Consider the following 16,217-nt stretch of genomic DNA (forward strand, 5'->3'; position numbering starts at 1 on the left):
ATAGCGTAAAAGATAGGCTTTTTGGTCTGTCTTTTGTTATTTAGCTACATATTTATCATTCTTATGAATAATTTACTCAACGTTGCACTATTATTTGGATTATCAATTTCGACAACCTATGCACAAGATAAGCAATGGCAGATGGAGTTGGTGTTTAAAGGTGAAGTTTCCCCTGAAAAATTTGAAAATGAAGTTCCGGAATTTGCAAAAGAGTTTTATGAGCCATTTTTGAAAGGAAAAATGGCTTATCGGAATGTGGAGATTTTGGCTGATGCCGATTATTCTTCCACTGTAGTGAATCAAAAAGCACATGCTATTTTAAATCGAAAATTAGCAAAAACATATTCGTATTCGGTTGGAGATGATGTTGTTACTGCCGAAGCATACAGTCCATCCTATAAGATTGTCAGTACGAAGTTAGGGGAGTCGGAAGGGCCTTATGTGCAGCTGCAAGATATGGGCGAGATCGAATCGATAGCGGGAATTACCTGTAAGAAAGCAAAGTTATTTATAAAAAACCATGCCGATTCCGCGGTAGCAACGGTATGGTATTCGGAAGCAGTGCCCACTTATTATCTGACAGCATTTTCATTTATCAATGATTTGCCTGGAGGTGTGCTCAAATTGTCTTTGGGTGAAAACAATGACCTTGGTTTCGAAACAACAAAAGTGATCAATGTATCGTCTGTGACAGATTTTGCACTTCCTAAAAATGCAAAGGTGATTGATATCTCAGGGGGAGGGAATACGAGTGAAGGGGAAGATGTGAGTTTATTTGAAGATACTTTTCCATTGGAAAAATCACTTAAATGGACGATGGTCAAGGACAAAGATACCAATGATGAATATTATGGTATAAAAAGCATAGCGGGAGAGGACGTGTTGCCTTGCTCTCTTTTCTCTTTAGCCTATTTTAATGAGCAGACTGCTATTGTTTCAGATAAAGATAATTATTTCTGGTTGTTGGATAAGAAAGGAGGAAAGGTGAATAAAGAAGGGTTTGACTGGCTTACGCCTGCAAATCAAAAACTGGCCATTTTTCAGAAAGATGGTAATTTTGGATTGATCACACAGGAAGGGAAAGTTCTGCTTGACAAAAAGGAAAATATCAGTAAATTTTTAGACAATTATTTGATGTTCTCTGAAAATGGAAAAGTTGGATTGTTGGATGAAAATGGGAAGATTTTATTAAAGGCGAACTTATTATTTTTAGATGCTGATAATGCTGGAAATGTTCTGGTCCGGGAGAAGGAGGGTGAAGAAACGAAAACGTTAGACCTGGAAGCTTTTTTAAAGACCTATGTGAAGTGATTTTAAAGTCCATGCATTAATATAAATTTATTATTTATAAAAAAGGCCTTCGATAGTATCGAAGGCCTTTTTTATGTGTCTATTTAATTGTGCATTTGCACGATTAAGGAATGTTCAAGAACTTATGTGTTTGTAGTGAAATATCCCATTTAGGGTTTTCTTTTACGTAGTCAATAATAGAAGGTGTCATCTCTTTAGATTTCGACCATTCAGGTTGAAGGTATAATCTACAGTTTTGTCCTACAAGTTGTGCGTATTCTTCTCCCCATGCGAAATCGCTTTTATTGAAAACGATAACTTTAAGTTCACCAGCAGCTTCTAACACATCTTTCCGTGGAGCTTTGAATTTTTTTGGAGATAAACATATCCAGTCCCATTCGCCACTCAAAGGATATGCACCTGAGGTTTCAATAAACGTTTTAATGCCCGCCTCATGAAGTCCTTTTGTTAGGTAATCCAAATTATAAATAAGTGGTTCGCCACCCGTAATGACAACTGTTTTTGCCGGATATTTCTTTGCATTTTCGATAATCGAATCTGCGGTTGTAAGGGGGTGGATAGATGCATCCCAACTTTCCTTTACATCGCACCAGTGGCAGCCCACATCGCAACCACCCAATCGTATGAAATAAGCAGCAGTCCCGGTGTGGTAGCCTTCTCCCTGAATAGTGTAAAATTCTTCCATTAAGGGCAATAGTGTTCCGTCTTCTGGTACTTGATTTGACATAGTTAAAATTTCAGTCTGCAAAGGTAGCAAATATTAATGAGATGCTCAATTTGTCCTGTGGCTTTTAAGTAGCTGTCCTGTCATTTTTTTTATATATAGTTGCTGGTAATAATCTGTTTTATCCCTTTTATTTTTAGGTTGATGTTTAAGCAAAGCACATTGTTTACCGCTACTATGGTATCAGGTTTATACGATGTTTTCTATTAACAGCGAAACAATACTCTTTTTACAGGGGGGTAACAAGGGGTTAATAGGGATTTACCCCTGTTAACCCCCTGTTATACACCTGTTAACCCCTTGCTATACCCCTGTTAGTATATAACCTGATTTTCATTCATTGTTGGGATGTACATGGGGACAATAGAGAGGAGCTGTTGATCAATAAGATCAGATTATCAATTCGTTTTAAACTGCAATGATGAGGATGTAAAGCTGATGAAATCGGTGTGTTTGAACAGAGGTCGGGAGCGGGGCTAGTAATTATACCTGTATAATGCGTTGAATAGCGCTAAACTCCTGTTATTTTATCAGAATTTTTACTAAATTTGTGTCACAATTTATTTATTGAAAACGTAAGTGTAATAACATAATTGTACATGTTGTTTTATGTTTTCTATTTTTTAACAATTTAAAGATCATAGTTGTAAATGATTAAAATTACACTACCGGATGGTTCCGTAAGAGAGTATCAACAAGGGATCACTGCTGCAGAGATTGCGTTATCAATCTCGGAGGGGCTTGCAAGAAACGTCCTTGCTGCCGAAGTTAATGGTGAAGTGTGGGATTCTGCCCGTGCTATTGAAAATGACGCTACTGTCAAGTTATTGACCTGGAATGATACCAAAGGTAAATCCACTTTTTGGCATTCTTCAGCCCACTTATTGGCTGAGGCATTGGAGGCATTGTATCCTGGGATTAAATTTGGTATTGGTCCCGCGATTGAAACCGGATTTTACTACGATGTTGATTTTGGTGATCGTGAATTCTCGTCTGATGACTTTAAAGCGATCGAAGACAAGATGCTGGAGCTGGCTAAACGGAAAGAAACATTTGAACGTAAAGCTGTTTCGAAATCGGATGCATTGGCTTACTTTACTGAAAAAGGAGATGAGTATAAGCTAGATTTAATCAAAGACTTGGAAGATGGAAAGATTACTTTCTATACTCAAGGGGAATTTACAGATTTATGTCGTGGGCCTCATATTCCAAATACTGGGTTTATCAAAGCGATTAAATTGACTAATGTTGCCGGTGCTTACTGGAGAGGTGATGAGTCTCGCAAACAGTTGACACGTATTTATGGTGTTACTTTCCCTAAAGCATCGGAGCTTACAGAATATTTGAAATTTATAGAAGAGGCGAAAAAACGCGATCACCGTAAACTGGGGAAAGAGTTGGAACTTTTTGCTTTTTCTGAAAAAGTTGGTGCAGGTTTGCCTCTTTGGTTGCCTAAAGGTGCTGCATTACGTCAAAAGCTGATAGACTTCTTACAGAAAGCACAGTTAAACTCAGGGTATGAGCCTGTTGTTACTCCGCATATCGGACATAAGCAGTTATATGTGACTTCTGGACACTATGAGAAATATGGCGCGGATTCATTTCAGCCGATAAAGACTCCGATCGAAGGAGAAGAGTTTTTGTTAAAACCAATGAACTGTCCGCATCACTGTGAAATTTATAAAGTAAAACCACGTTCGTATAAGGACTTACCGGTTCGATTTGCAGAGTTTGGTACTGTATATCGTTACGAACAGTCTGGTGAGCTTCACGGATTGACAAGGGTGCGTGGATTTACTCAGGATGATGCCCATTTATTTTGTCGTCCCGATCAGGTTAAAGATGAATTCAAAAAGGTAATCGATTTAGTACTTTATGTTTTTGGAGCCTTAGGCTTTAATGATTATACAGCACAAGTGTCGTTACGTGATCCTGAGAATCGTACGAAGTATATTGGTACTGACGAAAACTGGGCTTTGGCTGAATCTGCAATTATTGAAGCTGCAGAGGAAAAAGGCTTGCCGACAGTCGTAGAATATGGTGAAGCGGCTTTCTATGGTCCAAAATTGGATTTTATGGTGAAGGATGCTTTAGGTCGTAAATGGCAGTTGGGTACTATACAGGTGGATTACAATTTGCCTGAGCGCTTTGAGTTGGAATATACAGGAAGTGATAACATGAAACATCGCCCTGTGATGATTCACCGTGCGCCCTTCGGATCTTTAGAACGTTTTGTGGCTGTATTGATCGAACATTGTGCTGGACAATTCCCATTATGGCTTGCTCCTGAGCAATTTATCGTCTTGCCAGTGTCAGAAAAATATGAAGAATATGCTCAAAATGTTTTGAATTCGCTAAATAATTCCGATATTCGCGGACTGATAGACTTACGTGACGAGAAAGTGGGCAGAAAAATCAGAGACGCCGAAGTGAAAAAGCTTCCTTATATGTTGATTGTAGGGGAAAAAGAGGTGGAAAATGGCACAGTTTCTGTACGTAAACATGGCTCAGTGGAATTAGGAACTATGACTGCTGAGGCATTTAGAGATATATTAATTAAGGAAATAACCGTTTAATTTTTAAACATTTGGCATTAAAAAGACCCGGTGGTCCAAGACCACCAATGAGAAAGAAAGAACCAGATCACCGCATTAATGAGTTAATCAAAGTACCTGAGGTACGTTTGGTAGGAGATAATGTGGAGCAAGGAGTTTTCCCTACGCGCAAAGCGTTAGAGTTGGCTGATGAGTTGGAACTTGATTTAGTGGAGATTTCGCCAAATGCTGTACCGCCGGTTTGTAAGATTATCGACTACAGTAAGTTTGTTTACGAACAGAAGAAGAAACAAAAGGAAATCAAAGCTAATGCAAAACAGACTGTTATTAAAGAAATTCGTTTCGGACCTAACTCTGGTGAGCATGATTTTGAGTTCAAATTGAAGCATGCGATTAAGTTTCTTGAAAGTGGAGAGAAAGTTCGTGCTTATGTACACTTCAAAGGTCGTGCTATTGTACACAAGGATCAAGGTGAAATCTTGTTGTTACGCTTTGCTCAGGCTTTAGAGGATTACGGTAAAGTAGAGCTTTTACCGAAATTAGAAGGTAAACGCATGTTTTTAACAGTAGCTCCAAAGGCTCCTAAAAAATAATAAGAATTCTAACAGATTGATATAAAATTTATAAGTATTATGCCAAAAGTTAAAACCAATTCCAGCGCAAAGAAACGTTTCAAATTGACTGGAACAGGTAAAATTGCAAGAAAAAACGCTTTCAAAAGCCACATCTTGACAAAAAAGAGCACAAAACGTAAACGTAACTTAACACAAACAAGTTATGTATCTGATGGCGATATGGGCAACGTAAAACGTATGCTTGCTATCGGTAAATAAGTTTTATTCGATTTTATTAATAATAATTTTTTAACCGGGTATAAGGTTGTAAGTTCATTGAAATACATGACACCTTCTACCAAACTAATTTTAAAAATATGCCACGTTCGGTTAACGCAGTAGCTTCTAGAAGAAGACGCAAAAAAATCCTAGGCCTTGCAAAAGGTTACTTTGGATCACGTAGCAAAGTTTATACTATTGCTAAAAATACAGTAGAAAAAGGTTTACAATACGCTTACCGCGATCGTAAAACCAAAAAACGCGAGTTTAGAGCTTTATGGATTCAACGTATCAACGCTGGAGCTCGTCAACACGGAATTTCTTATTCCCAATTGATCGGTAAATTAAACGCTAAAAACATTGGTTTGAACCGTAAGGTTTTAGCTGACTTAGCTTTAAATAACCCAGAAGCTTTCAAAGCAGTTGTAGACGCAGTAAAATAGAGTTTTTAATCCGCTGTCAATTTGTTAGAGATATTAAAGGAGCCTAAAAGGCTCCTTTTTTTGTTATGACGGTTACTGTATCTTTTTTGGGACGTTATGTGCCAGGTAAACCCAATTCAATGCTATGTTTCATTTTAGTTCTTACTCCCCAATTATACTCTTGATGCAAGTGACGCTGTATATTACAACTTATAGCTCTTTTAGATTTGAAATTAGGTTTGATTTTTGTTGATCTGTAGAAAACATAACATTATGAAACTAAGAACAATTACATTTGGATTTTCACTTCTTTTGATCGGAAGTTTGGTGATGGCGGCCAAAGAGCCGGTTTCGAAGGCTCTAACGAACGATGTGGTTAATCAGCAGGGAAAAGTTATCTCAATTGAAGGGGTGAACAATAATCGTACGATAGAGGCCAAAGGGGGGGAGATTGTACAAATAGAAGGTGCTGACAATAAAGTTGTAATCCGTGGCAATGTAAGTAAATTGATTATTGAGGGGAAGGGGAATACTGTAACAGGGAATGACATTACAACGGTGACGATAGAGGGGGCAGACAATATGGTTAATATTGGTTCAGTAGAGACTGTTCAAATTGAGGGAGTCAAAAACCATGTCCATTATAAGTCTACGAAGAACAAGTCTGGTCAGGTAAAAGTGTCTACTGAAGGCGCGGATAATATGGTGATGAAAATGAAATAATGTAAATCAGATTTCCATAAAAAAGGGTTGTGTATATTATTTACAGAACCCTTTTTTATGAAAATGGTAGCTACGGTTTGTCTTGATCGTCCTCGGGATGACTGCGAGCAACTGTATCCCCCTGGGATTGAAATTCCGCCCCAGCTTCGTTTTCTCCTTGTTTCATCGTTGAATAAGGCTTTAGAAAGTCTTGATCAAAAGGATGCTCTGTCGCAGCCTTGGGAATAATCTGATCGTTCTGATATGGGCGAACACAGGTACCCTTTACACGTTCCGATTTATAGACATAAGTTCCCCAAATACAGAAAAAGATAATAGTTCTTATCGTATCTTCATATTTGGTAAATATGTCATCGGTTTTATTCAAGTATTGTTTGAACATAAAATAGCCTGCAATTGCATCTAGTGTACAAAATATGGCCATAAATAGTGCAACCATAAAGAAGGTCTGAGCGAAAATATCCCTTCTCTTAATTAGAAGGATACAGCTATAAATCAATCCAGACAGTATCAATATATTACCGATTATTTCCAATAATAGTAAAGTTCTGTATAGAACGGGGGAAACACCTTCCAGTTGATCTACCGCTTGCCAAGTATTTAAACTAAAGAAAGACTGTTGGAAGATAAATATACCGGATAAGGTCAATATATTTATAAATAGTACAATAAGCAGTATGATCATCCATCCGCCGATCTGATCGTGATAAATCTCGTCATAAGGTTTGATGATAAAAGCTTTGGTCTTATTATACTTTTTAACAATATACCAGATGACAGCTGGCACCAGAAGAACGAATAGGATCAGGACAAACCAATTAAAGTCTTCCGCCGATGCCGGCGTACTCAGATCAGTTATCCCATCTGTTACATATCCGTCATTGTCAAGATAGAAGCCATTATAAAAGATATGATCACGATCTGCAAAATCTGCATAATACTGTTTCAGGTCTTTTTGTTCGACAAAGGGTTCGTGGAAACTTAACGTGTATGCAACCTTAATACTATCCTGTTCTACTTCCAGTGTTTTGCCGAAAACATACGCAGTGCGGTCGAAATAACTATTGTCTCTATAATTACCGAATTCTTTTTTCCCTTTGTTGACAATATACATTTCGTAGGTTAGATCTGTTGGAAAAGAAAGGCTTAGGGGAGCAATACGATCCTCCATAATCTCTGGAAGCTTGTCATTTATATTTGTTCCCAACAAAGGAATATATTTTTTAGTAGATCCGCTTTCTGTCTTTCCAATGTTTTTTATTTTATACTTTTCGATGATCTCCACAATATTGTTCTCCACATCATCTTTGTATTGTATATGACTAATTTTATTGATCTTCGGATAGATCTTGGCATAATACTCCAAGTATTGCTTCTGTATGTCATTTTTTGCACTACTTTGAATATAAGTACGCATATCGTCCGCTTCATTTCCAACATAAGTTGTGTGGACATCAAGGGTAGCCTCAAATTTGCCTTCCATCGTCAAGGTTTCCTTGACTTTAATATTGCCGACAATATGCTGCGGTACGTCTGTAAGCTTTCCACTACCCATAGTCGAGAGTACTTTTCCATAAGCTGGGAAATACCTGTTTTTGATATCTCCACCCTGATTAGTTATGGTTGGGTCAATATATTGGGACCGTCCACTAATATTAACTTCAATAACCATATGGTTGAAAGCATAAGGCGAGGGAAGTTCTTCCTGCAGGCCTCTATTCTTATAGGTATTGGCTAATACGAGTCCTGCATCAATATTCTTGTTTTTGAGCATTGTGGCCAGCAGCATTGATTTATCTTTACAATCGCCGTAGCGCTGGGAAAATACTTTTTCTGGAACATTTGCCCGGTGCGAATATTCTCCCATCTCAATACCCATATAGCGTATCTCATTTTGTACAAAGTCGCAGGCCTTTTTCAGGTACGCATAGGGTTGCCCGTTGGACTCTTTCCAAAGTTGATTGACGAAGGCTTGAAGTGTACTTGTCGTTGCTATTTGTGGAATAGGATTAATTTTACGGTTCCATTGATCAACTTCCTGCCAGGTATTGAATTCCGAGCATTGGATATATTTTAAAGGGCTGTACCACGACGGACTATAATCCTCGTACTGAACCGTTTTGTCCGCCGTCAGCTCCCAGAAAAAATTTGTTGTATTTCCTGTTGACTGTTGCTGTGCCTCAGGTGCGCCATTGAAACTTTTAAACTGAAGTTTGCGACCATTGGGTACAATATAGTTGAGATGAACCAGACCTGTAGGTTCATATCCCTGTAAGTAATAGCTGTCGAAAAATTTCTGTTCAAATACCGGATTTACACCTATTATTGAATAAGCAAATACAATCTTGTCGTCTTTGCGTAAATCTTCCAAAACATAATGGGCCATTTGACTTCCGTTGTAAATGGATCTCGAAAGCTCTGTTTCGGAGGCAAGGAGCTTAAATTTTGCCTGCGGTAATAGGTTGATATCTTTGCCGTTCCGAATAACCTTTAACTCATGTAGTTGAAGGTTTTGAAAATGCGGATCAAAGGTTACCTGGACTTGTCCCAGATTTTCGATTCCAGTCTGATCAAATAGAACTTTTATGTCCTTATAATATTTTGTTTGGGTAGCTAAGTTTATTTGATGTTCGATTAACTCATAGTAATATCCATCACTAATATCATCCAAATTTGGCTTTATGGGCTTTTTTGTAGTAGGGCGGAGCCAATTTGGTGATGCTGTTTTTTGGATAGTTGTTTGGCTAAAAGACCAGGAAAATGCAGCTAGTACGAGTACAAAGGCAAATAGAAGATGGCTAAATCTTTTCATTAATTCATTAATTTAGCCTAAGATAAGTAAAAATTGGACGTAATGGTAACCGAATTTAAAGAGTATTGGAAATCTGGATTTAGTTGAGTTTAGGGTCTTTAGAAATAAAAAGGGTTGTCCAAATTGACAACCCTTTTAGTTGCTGATTCGGTAATCTTATAATTTACTTTCTCTTTTTTTCTTTTTCTTGACAACTTTAGGCATTTGAGCCTGTTTCGCTTCATATTGTCTCTCAATATATTGTATAATTTCTGAGGCAATATCTTTTTTGGTCGCTTTCTCGATGCCTTCCAAACCAGGAGATGAATTAACCTCGAGTACTAAAGGTCCGCGATCAGAAGGGATCATATCAACGCCACATACCGTAAGCCCTAACTGTGCTGCAGCGGCAATCGCTGTGTCTTTCTCAGCCTTACTTAAACGGATAATTTGTGCGGTACCGCCACGATGGATGTTTGATCTAAATTCGCCTTCCTTTGCCGTACGTTTCATTGCACCTACAACTTTGCCGTCCACCACGAATGCGCGAATATCAGAGCCTTTAGATTCTTTGATGAACTCTTGAATCAAAATGTTATTGCCAAGGCCGTAGAATGCTTCGATAACGGATGAAGCGGCTTTCTTTGTCTCTGCAAGGACTACCCCAATACCCTGGGTTCCTTCTAACAATTTGATAACTAATGGAGCTCCACCAACCATGCTAATAAGGTCGTCTACGTCAGAGGCTGTACGTGCAAATCCCGTAATTGGGAGTCCGATTCCTGCACCGGATAAAATCTGCAGGCACCTCAATTTGTCCCGAGATCGCGTAATTGCCTGGCTGGGATTAGCGGAAATAACATCCATCACCTCAAATTGTCTAACAATAGCTGATCCGTAAAATGTTACCGATGCTCCTATCCGCGGAATAATGGCATCGATATCACTCAGATCCTGTCCTTTGTAATGAATACTGGGTTTACCTTGTTGAATACCTACATAACATTTACTGTGGTCGATGACAACGCATTCGTGTCCTCTTTGTTGTGCGGCTTCTACGAGACGACGAGTTGAGTATAAACTCTTTACTGTCGATAATACGGCAATTTTCACGATTTGTATATTGAGTATATTTTGTGCTAAGATAACAAAATAGCTTGGCTATTTGTTTTTATTTTGCCAAGGCCTTCACGGAGAGATTTTCCTTGGAAACATCAACCAAAAACCTTTTATATAAAAAATTTTTCCCCAAAAGCATAGGGTAGGTCATTTGGGATCGATTTCTAAAGGATATCTTAATGCCAAACACTTGGTCGTACAATGTTGCTGTGGTACGGATATAAAATCGCTTCTCTTCTTGACCAAAAGAGCTTTTAACCAATTTTGTTTTATAGAGCTTTAATTTTAAAGTTTTTGTCTCTTCGGTTTCAAAATTAATGATAAGTTCGCAGATAATCCAGTCCTGACCATCTTCCTTAACTACCTTGTACGAGTTGCAGTGTAGTACCGATGAAGCAGCGCCGGTATCGACTTTTGCTTCTATACCATATATTCCCAATTCAGGTAAATCAAGGGTCTCTTTCCAGCCCACAAGAAGTTTTTCTTTCATGTATACCAAATTGAAAAAATAGCCCTGTCCCATGTATAAGCAGGGGACAGGGATGAAAATCTTTTATTCGTAGATAAATTCTCCGTAAGGAGAGGTTATAGTAACTTTTTTAGCCGTAGATTCTTCCACGCGACCTATGATTTGAGCCGGAATGCCGAATGATTCTGAAATAGCAATGATATCCGATGCAATCGATTCAGGTACATATAATTCCATACGATGTCCCATATTGAATACTTTGTACATTTCTTTCCAGGCTGTATTGGATTCTTTCTGTATTAATTCAAAAAGAGGTGGGATCGGAAAAAGATTATCTTTGATGACGTGCACATTATCCACAAAGTGTAAGACCTTTGTTTGCGCTCCACCAGAGCAATGTACCATCCCGTCAATTTGAGAACGATACTTGTCTAGTATTTGTTTGATAACAGGCGCATAAGTACGTGTCGCTGAAAGAACAAGCTTACCCGCAGTTATTTTTTCTCCGGTTTCAACTTCGATTTCATTTGTAAGATCTTGGCTCCCCGCGAAAACTAGTTCGTAAGGAACAGCTGGATCATACGCTTCAGGATATTTTTCAGCTACTTTTTTGTTAAATACATCATGACGTGCAGAAGTTAGTCCATTGGAACCCATTCCGCCATTGTACGACTGTTCATACGTTGCTTTTCCATTCGATGCTAAGCCAACAATGACGTTACCGCCTTTGATGCGATGATTTGAAATAACATCTTCACGTTTCATCCGACAGGTTACTGTACTATCAACAATGATGGTACGAACAAGGTCGCCAACGTCGGCAGTTTCACCTCCTGTAGAATAGATGCCAATTCCCAACTCCCGAAGTTCCGCCAGAATCTCTTCTGTACCATTGATGATTTCAGCAATCACTTCACCAGGAATAAGATTCTTATTTCTGCCAATCGTTGAGGATAAGAGAATGTTATCGATGGCGCCTACACAAAGCAAGTCATCAATATTCATGATAATTGCGTCTTGTGCGATACCTTTCCAAACTGAAATATCACCAGTTTCTTTCCAATAGACATACGCCAATGAAGATTTGGTGCCAGCACCATCAGCATGCATAATATTACACCAGTCTGGGTCTCCACCCAAAATATCTGGAATTATTTTGCAAAATGCTTTGGGAAACAGACCCTTATCTATATTTTTTATCGCATTGTGCACATCCTCTTTCCCTGCGGATACGCCTCGTTGATTGTATTTTAAATCTGACATCTTAGGGCAAAAATAAGCAATAGGACTGAATTAACGAATCTAATTCGTGTAATTTAATCACTTATTATTACGCACCATTGTTTAATTAGATTTTCGAGATTACTTTTCGCATTGGCTGGACTTGTGCTAGGTAAGCATCTGTAAATAATGTCCTCTCTTTTGTTGAAATGCTTTAAGTATAAACTGTGCGCTTTTTGCCCGTTAAAAATAATTTGTGTGATTTTAGGGTGGGCTTCTAGCAGTTCAACAAGCTGATTCGGAACTTCATTTTGTATGGCTAGATCCATACTGCCGGGACGAGAGGCTTCTGCGCAAACATCCCAAAGACCGATGTTGTTTTTGAATAATAGATCTATCTTCTCCGTATAATTTGTTTGTTCCGGCGCATTAAACAAAGAGGTGATTACTTTCCAGAATCGATTTTGTGGGTGCGCATAATATTCATTTTCTGCCAAAGACTTGTCTCCAGGCAAAGAGCCAAGGATGAGTATTTCTGTCGTGGAGTTTACTAAAGGTAGAAAGGATCTTTTGCGCATAATCAAAAATAGTAATTTTAAATTTTCATTTGAAATATGAAAAATATTATAGTATATTTATGATATTAAAATGATATCAAATATATATTAACAAATTATGGAAAAACTAATTAAACCAATGTCTGGCTATTTAGCCTTATTGATAGCTGTTGTCTCCTTTGTGGCAGCTATATTCTCCTTCGCGAATGTCGAAGCAAGTTCCCTGTATGTTGTACTGGGGGTGATATTGATGATTGCTACTTTTTTTATTTTAAAGGGATTGATGATTATTAATCCAAATCATTCTCGTGTGCTGAATTTCTTCGGAAAATATGTAGGTACTGTTAAGGAAAATGGATTATTTTTTGTCAATCCGTTGTATTCAACGATTAAAGTGAGTCTTCGTTCCGATAACTTACAGGGACAGACACTGAAAGTAAATGACAAGATGGGAAATCCAATCGAGATTGGAGCGGTTATCGTATGGCAGGTAGGTGATACGTATAAAGCTGCTTACGATGTAAGTAATTATACATCTTATGTACGCACGCAGAGTGAAGCAGCAGTAAGACATTTGGCCGGAAGCTTTCCTTATGATAACCTGGAAGATGAAGGCGCGGAGATCACTTTGCGCGAAGGTGGGGATACCGTAAATCATATTCTTGAACAAGAATTGTCCGATCGTTTGGCTCCAGCCGGGGTTATTATTAAAGAGGCCAGAATCAGTCATTTGGCTTATGCTTCCGAAATTGCAGGTGCTATGCTTCAAAGACAACAGGCGGCAGCAATTGTGGCAGCAAGGGCAAAGATCGTAGACGGTGCTGTTGGGATGGTGGAAATGGCCTTGCATAAATTGTCTGAGAAAGATATTGTAGAGTTGGACAACGAGAAAAAGGCAGCAATGGTCAGCAATTTAATGGTGGTGCTCTGTGGAGAGAAGGCGGCGACACCAATTGTAAATACAGGTACTTTGTACCAATAAACGAAATGAAATGGCGGATAAGAAAAACTTTATGCTACGCTTAGACGACCAGATGTACAAAGCATTGGAAAAATGGGCTGCAGATGAGTTTAGGAGTGTTAATGGGCAGATCGAATATCTTTTACATAAAGCGCTGCAGGAAAATAAAAGATTGGGTGCTGAAAAAAAGACTACCGATAAGAAATAGCATAGAGTAAGGAACGAAAACTGTACCTTTGGCTTCGCAATCGACAAAGCCAAGGGTACTTTTTATTTTAATGTTTTAGCGAAAAAAAGATGAATGTTAATCCAGCGTACAAGTTATTGGTCGTAAGTACAAGTACGATCTATGGTAGTGAGTTTTTAGCTTATATTAAGCAAGATTTTGTAGAATTTATTCAGTCAGACGAATTGCTATTTGTCCCTTTTGCGAGACCATCAGGAATTTCGTTTGATGGTTATACGGCTAAGGTGCAGGACGCACTGAGAGATAGCGGTATAACGGTTCGGGGGCTGCATGAGTTTCATAACATGAAGAAGGCTATTCAGGATGCTAAGGCTATTTTTATTGGTGGAGGAAATACATTTCTACTCTTAAAAACCTTGTATGAGCTGGATTTGGTACAGCAATTGCGTGTACAAGTAGCAAAGGGGATTCCATATGTCGGTACATCTGCGGGGTCCAATTTGACCGGACTAACAATAGGAACTACAAATGATATGCCTATTGTTTATCCGCCTAGCTTTGACGCACTTGGTTTCTTACCTTTTAATATTAATCCACATTATTTGGATCCGGATCCAAATTCTACACATAAAGGAGAGACAAGGGAAACGCGAATCCAGGAATTTCATCAGCTTAATCCTCAGCCAGTCATAGGCTTGCGTGAAGGGAGCTGGTTGCATGTAGATGAAGGAAATATAGAACTGAAAGGTAATTTAACAGCCCGGCTATTTAAAGCTGGTTTTGAGCCCGAGGAGCTAGCGCCTGGATTAATTAATTTTTAAGATATTGTAAAGTTCATGGGCATATCAAGTCAAATGTACTCTTCAATCTAGTAGTAGACGATTTTACGAAAGACTAGCAGCAATTCCCATTGGAAAAAATAGTTTTTCAGATTGTTGAAAATCATACAAAATAAGCTACTTTTGCGCTAAATCCATTAAAATATTCTTCCAATGGAACAAAATTCAGCATTACACCCAGCCGATATCGCGGAAGAAATATCGCGTTTAAGTAAGGGAGAACAACATCAACAGTTTATGGACTATCCTTTGGAGGATAGATTGGAGATCTTTTCTTTTTTTGAAATGGATGTTCAATATACGTTGATCAAATCCATGACGGAACATGAACTGTCCGAATTGCTGAATAATTTGAAGCCGGATACGCGTAATGAATTACTGTCTGAATTGCCTGATGATCTGATCAAGTATCTGATCAATCTATTGAATGAGCGCGAGAAGCAGATGGCTTTGGAGCTGATCGGATATAAAGAGGATAGTATTGCCCGGCTTATGACGCCAATGTATGTGCAAGTTCGTCCTTATTATACTGTGGATGATGTTTTTCGGCATATCAAGGTGTTTGGAAGGAAGGCCGAAACGCTTAATTTTATTTATGTAGTTGATGAGAAAAATGTGTTGATCGATGACTTGAAAATTGGTCAATTACTGCTATCGGATTCTTCTACCAAGATTTCCGACTTAATAGATTACAATTTTGCCGCGATTAAGGCTTCCACACCCATGGAAGAGGCATTCGAGATTTTTCAAAAATATGACCGAAGTGCTTTGCCTATTATTACAGAAGCAGGGGTATTGGTCGGAATTGTGACATTTGATGACGTGTTGGATCGAATTGAAGATCGGGATACAGAAGATATTCAGCGATTTGGGGGGATGGAAGAATTGGATCTGGCTTATACTAAAACTCCTTTGTTGCAATTGATTCAAAAAAGAGCCGGCTGGCTGATCATCTTGTTTTTTAGCGAAATGCTTACAGCTTCGGCAATGGGATTTTTTGAAGGGGAATTGGAAAAGGCGGTTGTACTTGCTTTATTTGTTCCTTTAATTATATCCAGTGGGGGTAATTCCGGGTCGCAGGCGGCATCTTTAATTATTCGTGCCATGGCGCTCGGAGAGTTAAAGCTGAAAGATTGGTGGTACGTGATGAAGCGCGAAATTTCTTCTGGTTTAATCTTAGGTGGAATATTGGGTTCGATCGGATTCCTACGGATATTGGCTTGGCATTTTCTTGGTCTGTATGACTATGGTCCTTATTGGATTTCAATTGGTTTTACGGTTGCTGTTTCCTTATTGTTTATTGTTTTATGGGGGACTTTGTCAGGATCGTTTATTCCATTTATTCTACGTCGGTTTGGATTGGATCCGGCGACGGCATCAGCACCATTTGTAGCTACGTTGGTGGATGTTTCAGGATTGATTATCTATTTTACTGTTGCAGCATTCTTTTTGCATGGAAAACTACTATAGTTCGGATGATAAGATTTTAAAAAAAGCCTAAAGCA

Annotated in this window: 16 protein-coding genes; 10 read left to right on the forward strand and 6 right to left on the reverse strand. The window is 38.5% G+C overall.

What is annotated here, in order from left to right:
* The first annotated feature begins 63 nt into the window (after window positions 1–63).
* Window positions 64–1,311 (forward strand): hypothetical protein, encoded by a 1,248-nt coding sequence (locus IQ31_RS02380; protein WP_145327019.1) that lies wholly within the window; start codon window positions 64–66, stop codon window positions 1,309–1,311.
* Window positions 1,312–1,414: 103 nt separating this feature from the next.
* Here the strand turns inward: IQ31_RS02380 and IQ31_RS02385 are convergent, their stop codons facing one another.
* Complete coding sequence (locus IQ31_RS02385; protein WP_075993340.1) at window positions 1,415–2,038, reverse strand: 7-carboxy-7-deazaguanine synthase QueE; 624 nt, start codon at window positions 2,036–2,038, stop codon at window positions 1,415–1,417.
* Between the two features lie 647 nt (window positions 2,039–2,685).
* On the opposite strand from IQ31_RS02385, the gene thrS reads away from it, so the two are divergent.
* The 5 genes from thrS (at window position 2,686) to IQ31_RS02410 (ending at window position 6,568) form a co-directional block, all read left to right on the forward strand.
* Window positions 2,686–4,611, forward strand: a complete 1,926-nt coding sequence (thrS, locus tag IQ31_RS02390) for a threonine--tRNA ligase (protein ID WP_112376148.1) — start codon at window positions 2,686–2,688, stop codon at window positions 4,609–4,611.
* A gap of 11 nt (window positions 4,612–4,622) precedes the next feature.
* Window positions 4,623–5,183: a translation initiation factor IF-3 gene (gene infC / locus IQ31_RS02395; protein WP_075993338.1), complete on the forward strand. Its 561-nt coding sequence runs from the start codon at window positions 4,623–4,625 to the stop codon at window positions 5,181–5,183.
* A gap of 39 nt (window positions 5,184–5,222) precedes the next feature.
* Window positions 5,223–5,423 carry a 50S ribosomal protein L35 gene (rpmI, locus tag IQ31_RS02400; RefSeq protein ID WP_002993964.1) on the forward strand — a complete coding sequence of 67 codons (201 nt, stop codon included), beginning with the start codon at window positions 5,223–5,225 and terminating at the stop codon, window positions 5,421–5,423.
* 98 nt (window positions 5,424–5,521) lie between these two features.
* A complete protein-coding gene (rplT, locus tag IQ31_RS02405; RefSeq protein ID WP_046674462.1) occupies window positions 5,522–5,866 on the forward strand; it encodes a 50S ribosomal protein L20 in 345 nt (114 codons plus the stop codon).
* A 252-nt stretch (window positions 5,867–6,118) separates the two neighbouring features.
* Window positions 6,119–6,568, forward strand: coding sequence for a DUF3060 domain-containing protein (locus IQ31_RS02410; protein WP_088162191.1), 450 nt, complete (start codon window positions 6,119–6,121; stop codon window positions 6,566–6,568).
* A 70-nt stretch (window positions 6,569–6,638) separates the two neighbouring features.
* Here IQ31_RS02410 and IQ31_RS02415 read toward each other — a convergent pair whose 3' ends face one another.
* The 5 genes from IQ31_RS02415 to IQ31_RS02435 form a co-directional block, all read right to left on the reverse strand.
* The gene (locus tag IQ31_RS02415) at window positions 6,639–9,380 is read right to left on the reverse strand and encodes a DUF3857 domain-containing protein (RefSeq protein ID WP_145327020.1); all 2,742 of its coding nucleotides are present in this window, start codon (window positions 9,378–9,380) and stop codon (window positions 6,639–6,641) included.
* A 156-nt stretch (window positions 9,381–9,536) separates the two neighbouring features.
* A complete protein-coding gene (gene rimK / locus IQ31_RS02420; protein WP_046674465.1) occupies window positions 9,537–10,472 on the reverse strand; it encodes a 30S ribosomal protein S6--L-glutamate ligase in 936 nt (311 codons plus the stop codon).
* Window positions 10,473–10,530: 58 nt separating this feature from the next.
* The gene (locus tag IQ31_RS02425) at window positions 10,531–10,968 is read right to left on the reverse strand and encodes an ATP-dependent zinc protease family protein (protein ID WP_088163625.1); all 438 of its coding nucleotides are present in this window, start codon (window positions 10,966–10,968) and stop codon (window positions 10,531–10,533) included.
* 63 nt (window positions 10,969–11,031) lie between these two features.
* On the reverse strand, window positions 11,032–12,210 hold the full coding sequence (locus tag IQ31_RS02430) for an AIR synthase related protein (protein ID WP_145327021.1): 1,179 nt from the start codon (window positions 12,208–12,210) through the stop codon (window positions 11,032–11,034).
* Between the two features lie 53 nt (window positions 12,211–12,263).
* On the reverse strand, window positions 12,264–12,746 hold the full coding sequence (locus tag IQ31_RS02435) for a DNA-deoxyinosine glycosylase (protein ID WP_145327022.1): 483 nt from the start codon (window positions 12,744–12,746) through the stop codon (window positions 12,264–12,266).
* Between the two features lie 97 nt (window positions 12,747–12,843).
* Here IQ31_RS02435 and IQ31_RS02440 point away from each other — a divergent pair, with 97 nt between their 5' ends.
* From IQ31_RS02440 to mgtE, 4 genes are all read left to right on the forward strand, one after another.
* Window positions 12,844–13,707 carry an SPFH domain-containing protein gene (locus IQ31_RS02440; protein ID WP_088162184.1) on the forward strand — a complete coding sequence of 288 codons (864 nt, stop codon included), beginning with the start codon at window positions 12,844–12,846 and terminating at the stop codon, window positions 13,705–13,707.
* Window positions 13,708–13,717: 10 nt separating this feature from the next.
* Complete coding sequence (locus IQ31_RS02445; protein ID WP_088162183.1) at window positions 13,718–13,894, forward strand: type II toxin-antitoxin system antitoxin; 177 nt, start codon at window positions 13,718–13,720, stop codon at window positions 13,892–13,894.
* 89 nt (window positions 13,895–13,983) lie between these two features.
* On the forward strand, window positions 13,984–14,694 hold the full coding sequence (gene pepE, locus IQ31_RS02450; protein ID WP_088162182.1) for a dipeptidase PepE: 711 nt from the start codon (window positions 13,984–13,986) through the stop codon (window positions 14,692–14,694).
* A 171-nt stretch (window positions 14,695–14,865) separates the two neighbouring features.
* Window positions 14,866–16,182, forward strand: coding sequence for a magnesium transporter (gene mgtE / locus IQ31_RS02455; RefSeq protein ID WP_088162181.1), 1,317 nt, complete (start codon window positions 14,866–14,868; stop codon window positions 16,180–16,182).
* Window positions 16,183–16,217: the final 35 nt, after the last annotated feature.

It is taken from the genome of Sphingobacterium siyangense (assembly GCF_007830445.1).
Classification (GTDB): domain Bacteria; phylum Bacteroidota; class Bacteroidia; order Sphingobacteriales; family Sphingobacteriaceae; genus Sphingobacterium; species Sphingobacterium siyangense.

Excerpts from the sequence above, each read along its gene's own strand:
- rpmI (WP_002993964.1), top strand. The coding sequence starts at position 5,223 with ATGCCAAAAGTTAAAACCAATTCCAGCGCAAAGAAACGTTTCAAATTG.
- IQ31_RS02445 (WP_088162183.1), top strand. The coding sequence starts at position 13,718 with ATGGCGGATAAGAAAAACTTTATGCTACGCTTAGACGACCAGATGTAC.
- thrS (WP_112376148.1), top strand. The coding sequence starts at position 2,686 with ATGATTAAAATTACACTACCGGATGGTTCCGTAAGAGAGTATCAACAA.
- IQ31_RS02410 (WP_088162191.1), top strand. The coding sequence starts at position 6,119 with ATGAAACTAAGAACAATTACATTTGGATTTTCACTTCTTTTGATCGGA.
- IQ31_RS02430 (WP_145327021.1), bottom strand. The coding sequence starts at position 12,210 with ATGTCAGATTTAAAATACAATCAACGAGGCGTATCCGCAGGGAAAGAG.
- IQ31_RS02425 (WP_088163625.1), bottom strand. The coding sequence starts at position 10,968 with ATGAAAGAAAAACTTCTTGTGGGCTGGAAAGAGACCCTTGATTTACCT.
- IQ31_RS02440 (WP_088162184.1), top strand. The coding sequence starts at position 12,844 with ATGGAAAAACTAATTAAACCAATGTCTGGCTATTTAGCCTTATTGATA.
- rplT (WP_046674462.1), top strand. The coding sequence starts at position 5,522 with ATGCCACGTTCGGTTAACGCAGTAGCTTCTAGAAGAAGACGCAAAAAA.
- IQ31_RS02385 (WP_075993340.1), bottom strand. The coding sequence starts at position 2,038 with ATGTCAAATCAAGTACCAGAAGACGGAACACTATTGCCCTTAATGGAA.
- IQ31_RS02380 (WP_145327019.1), top strand. The coding sequence starts at position 64 with ATGAATAATTTACTCAACGTTGCACTATTATTTGGATTATCAATTTCG.
- pepE (WP_088162182.1), top strand. The coding sequence starts at position 13,984 with ATGAATGTTAATCCAGCGTACAAGTTATTGGTCGTAAGTACAAGTACG.
- IQ31_RS02435 (WP_145327022.1), bottom strand. The coding sequence starts at position 12,746 with ATGCGCAAAAGATCCTTTCTACCTTTAGTAAACTCCACGACAGAAATA.
- IQ31_RS02415 (WP_145327020.1), bottom strand. The coding sequence starts at position 9,380 with ATGAAAAGATTTAGCCATCTTCTATTTGCCTTTGTACTCGTACTAGCT.
- mgtE (WP_088162181.1), top strand. The coding sequence starts at position 14,866 with ATGGAACAAAATTCAGCATTACACCCAGCCGATATCGCGGAAGAAATA.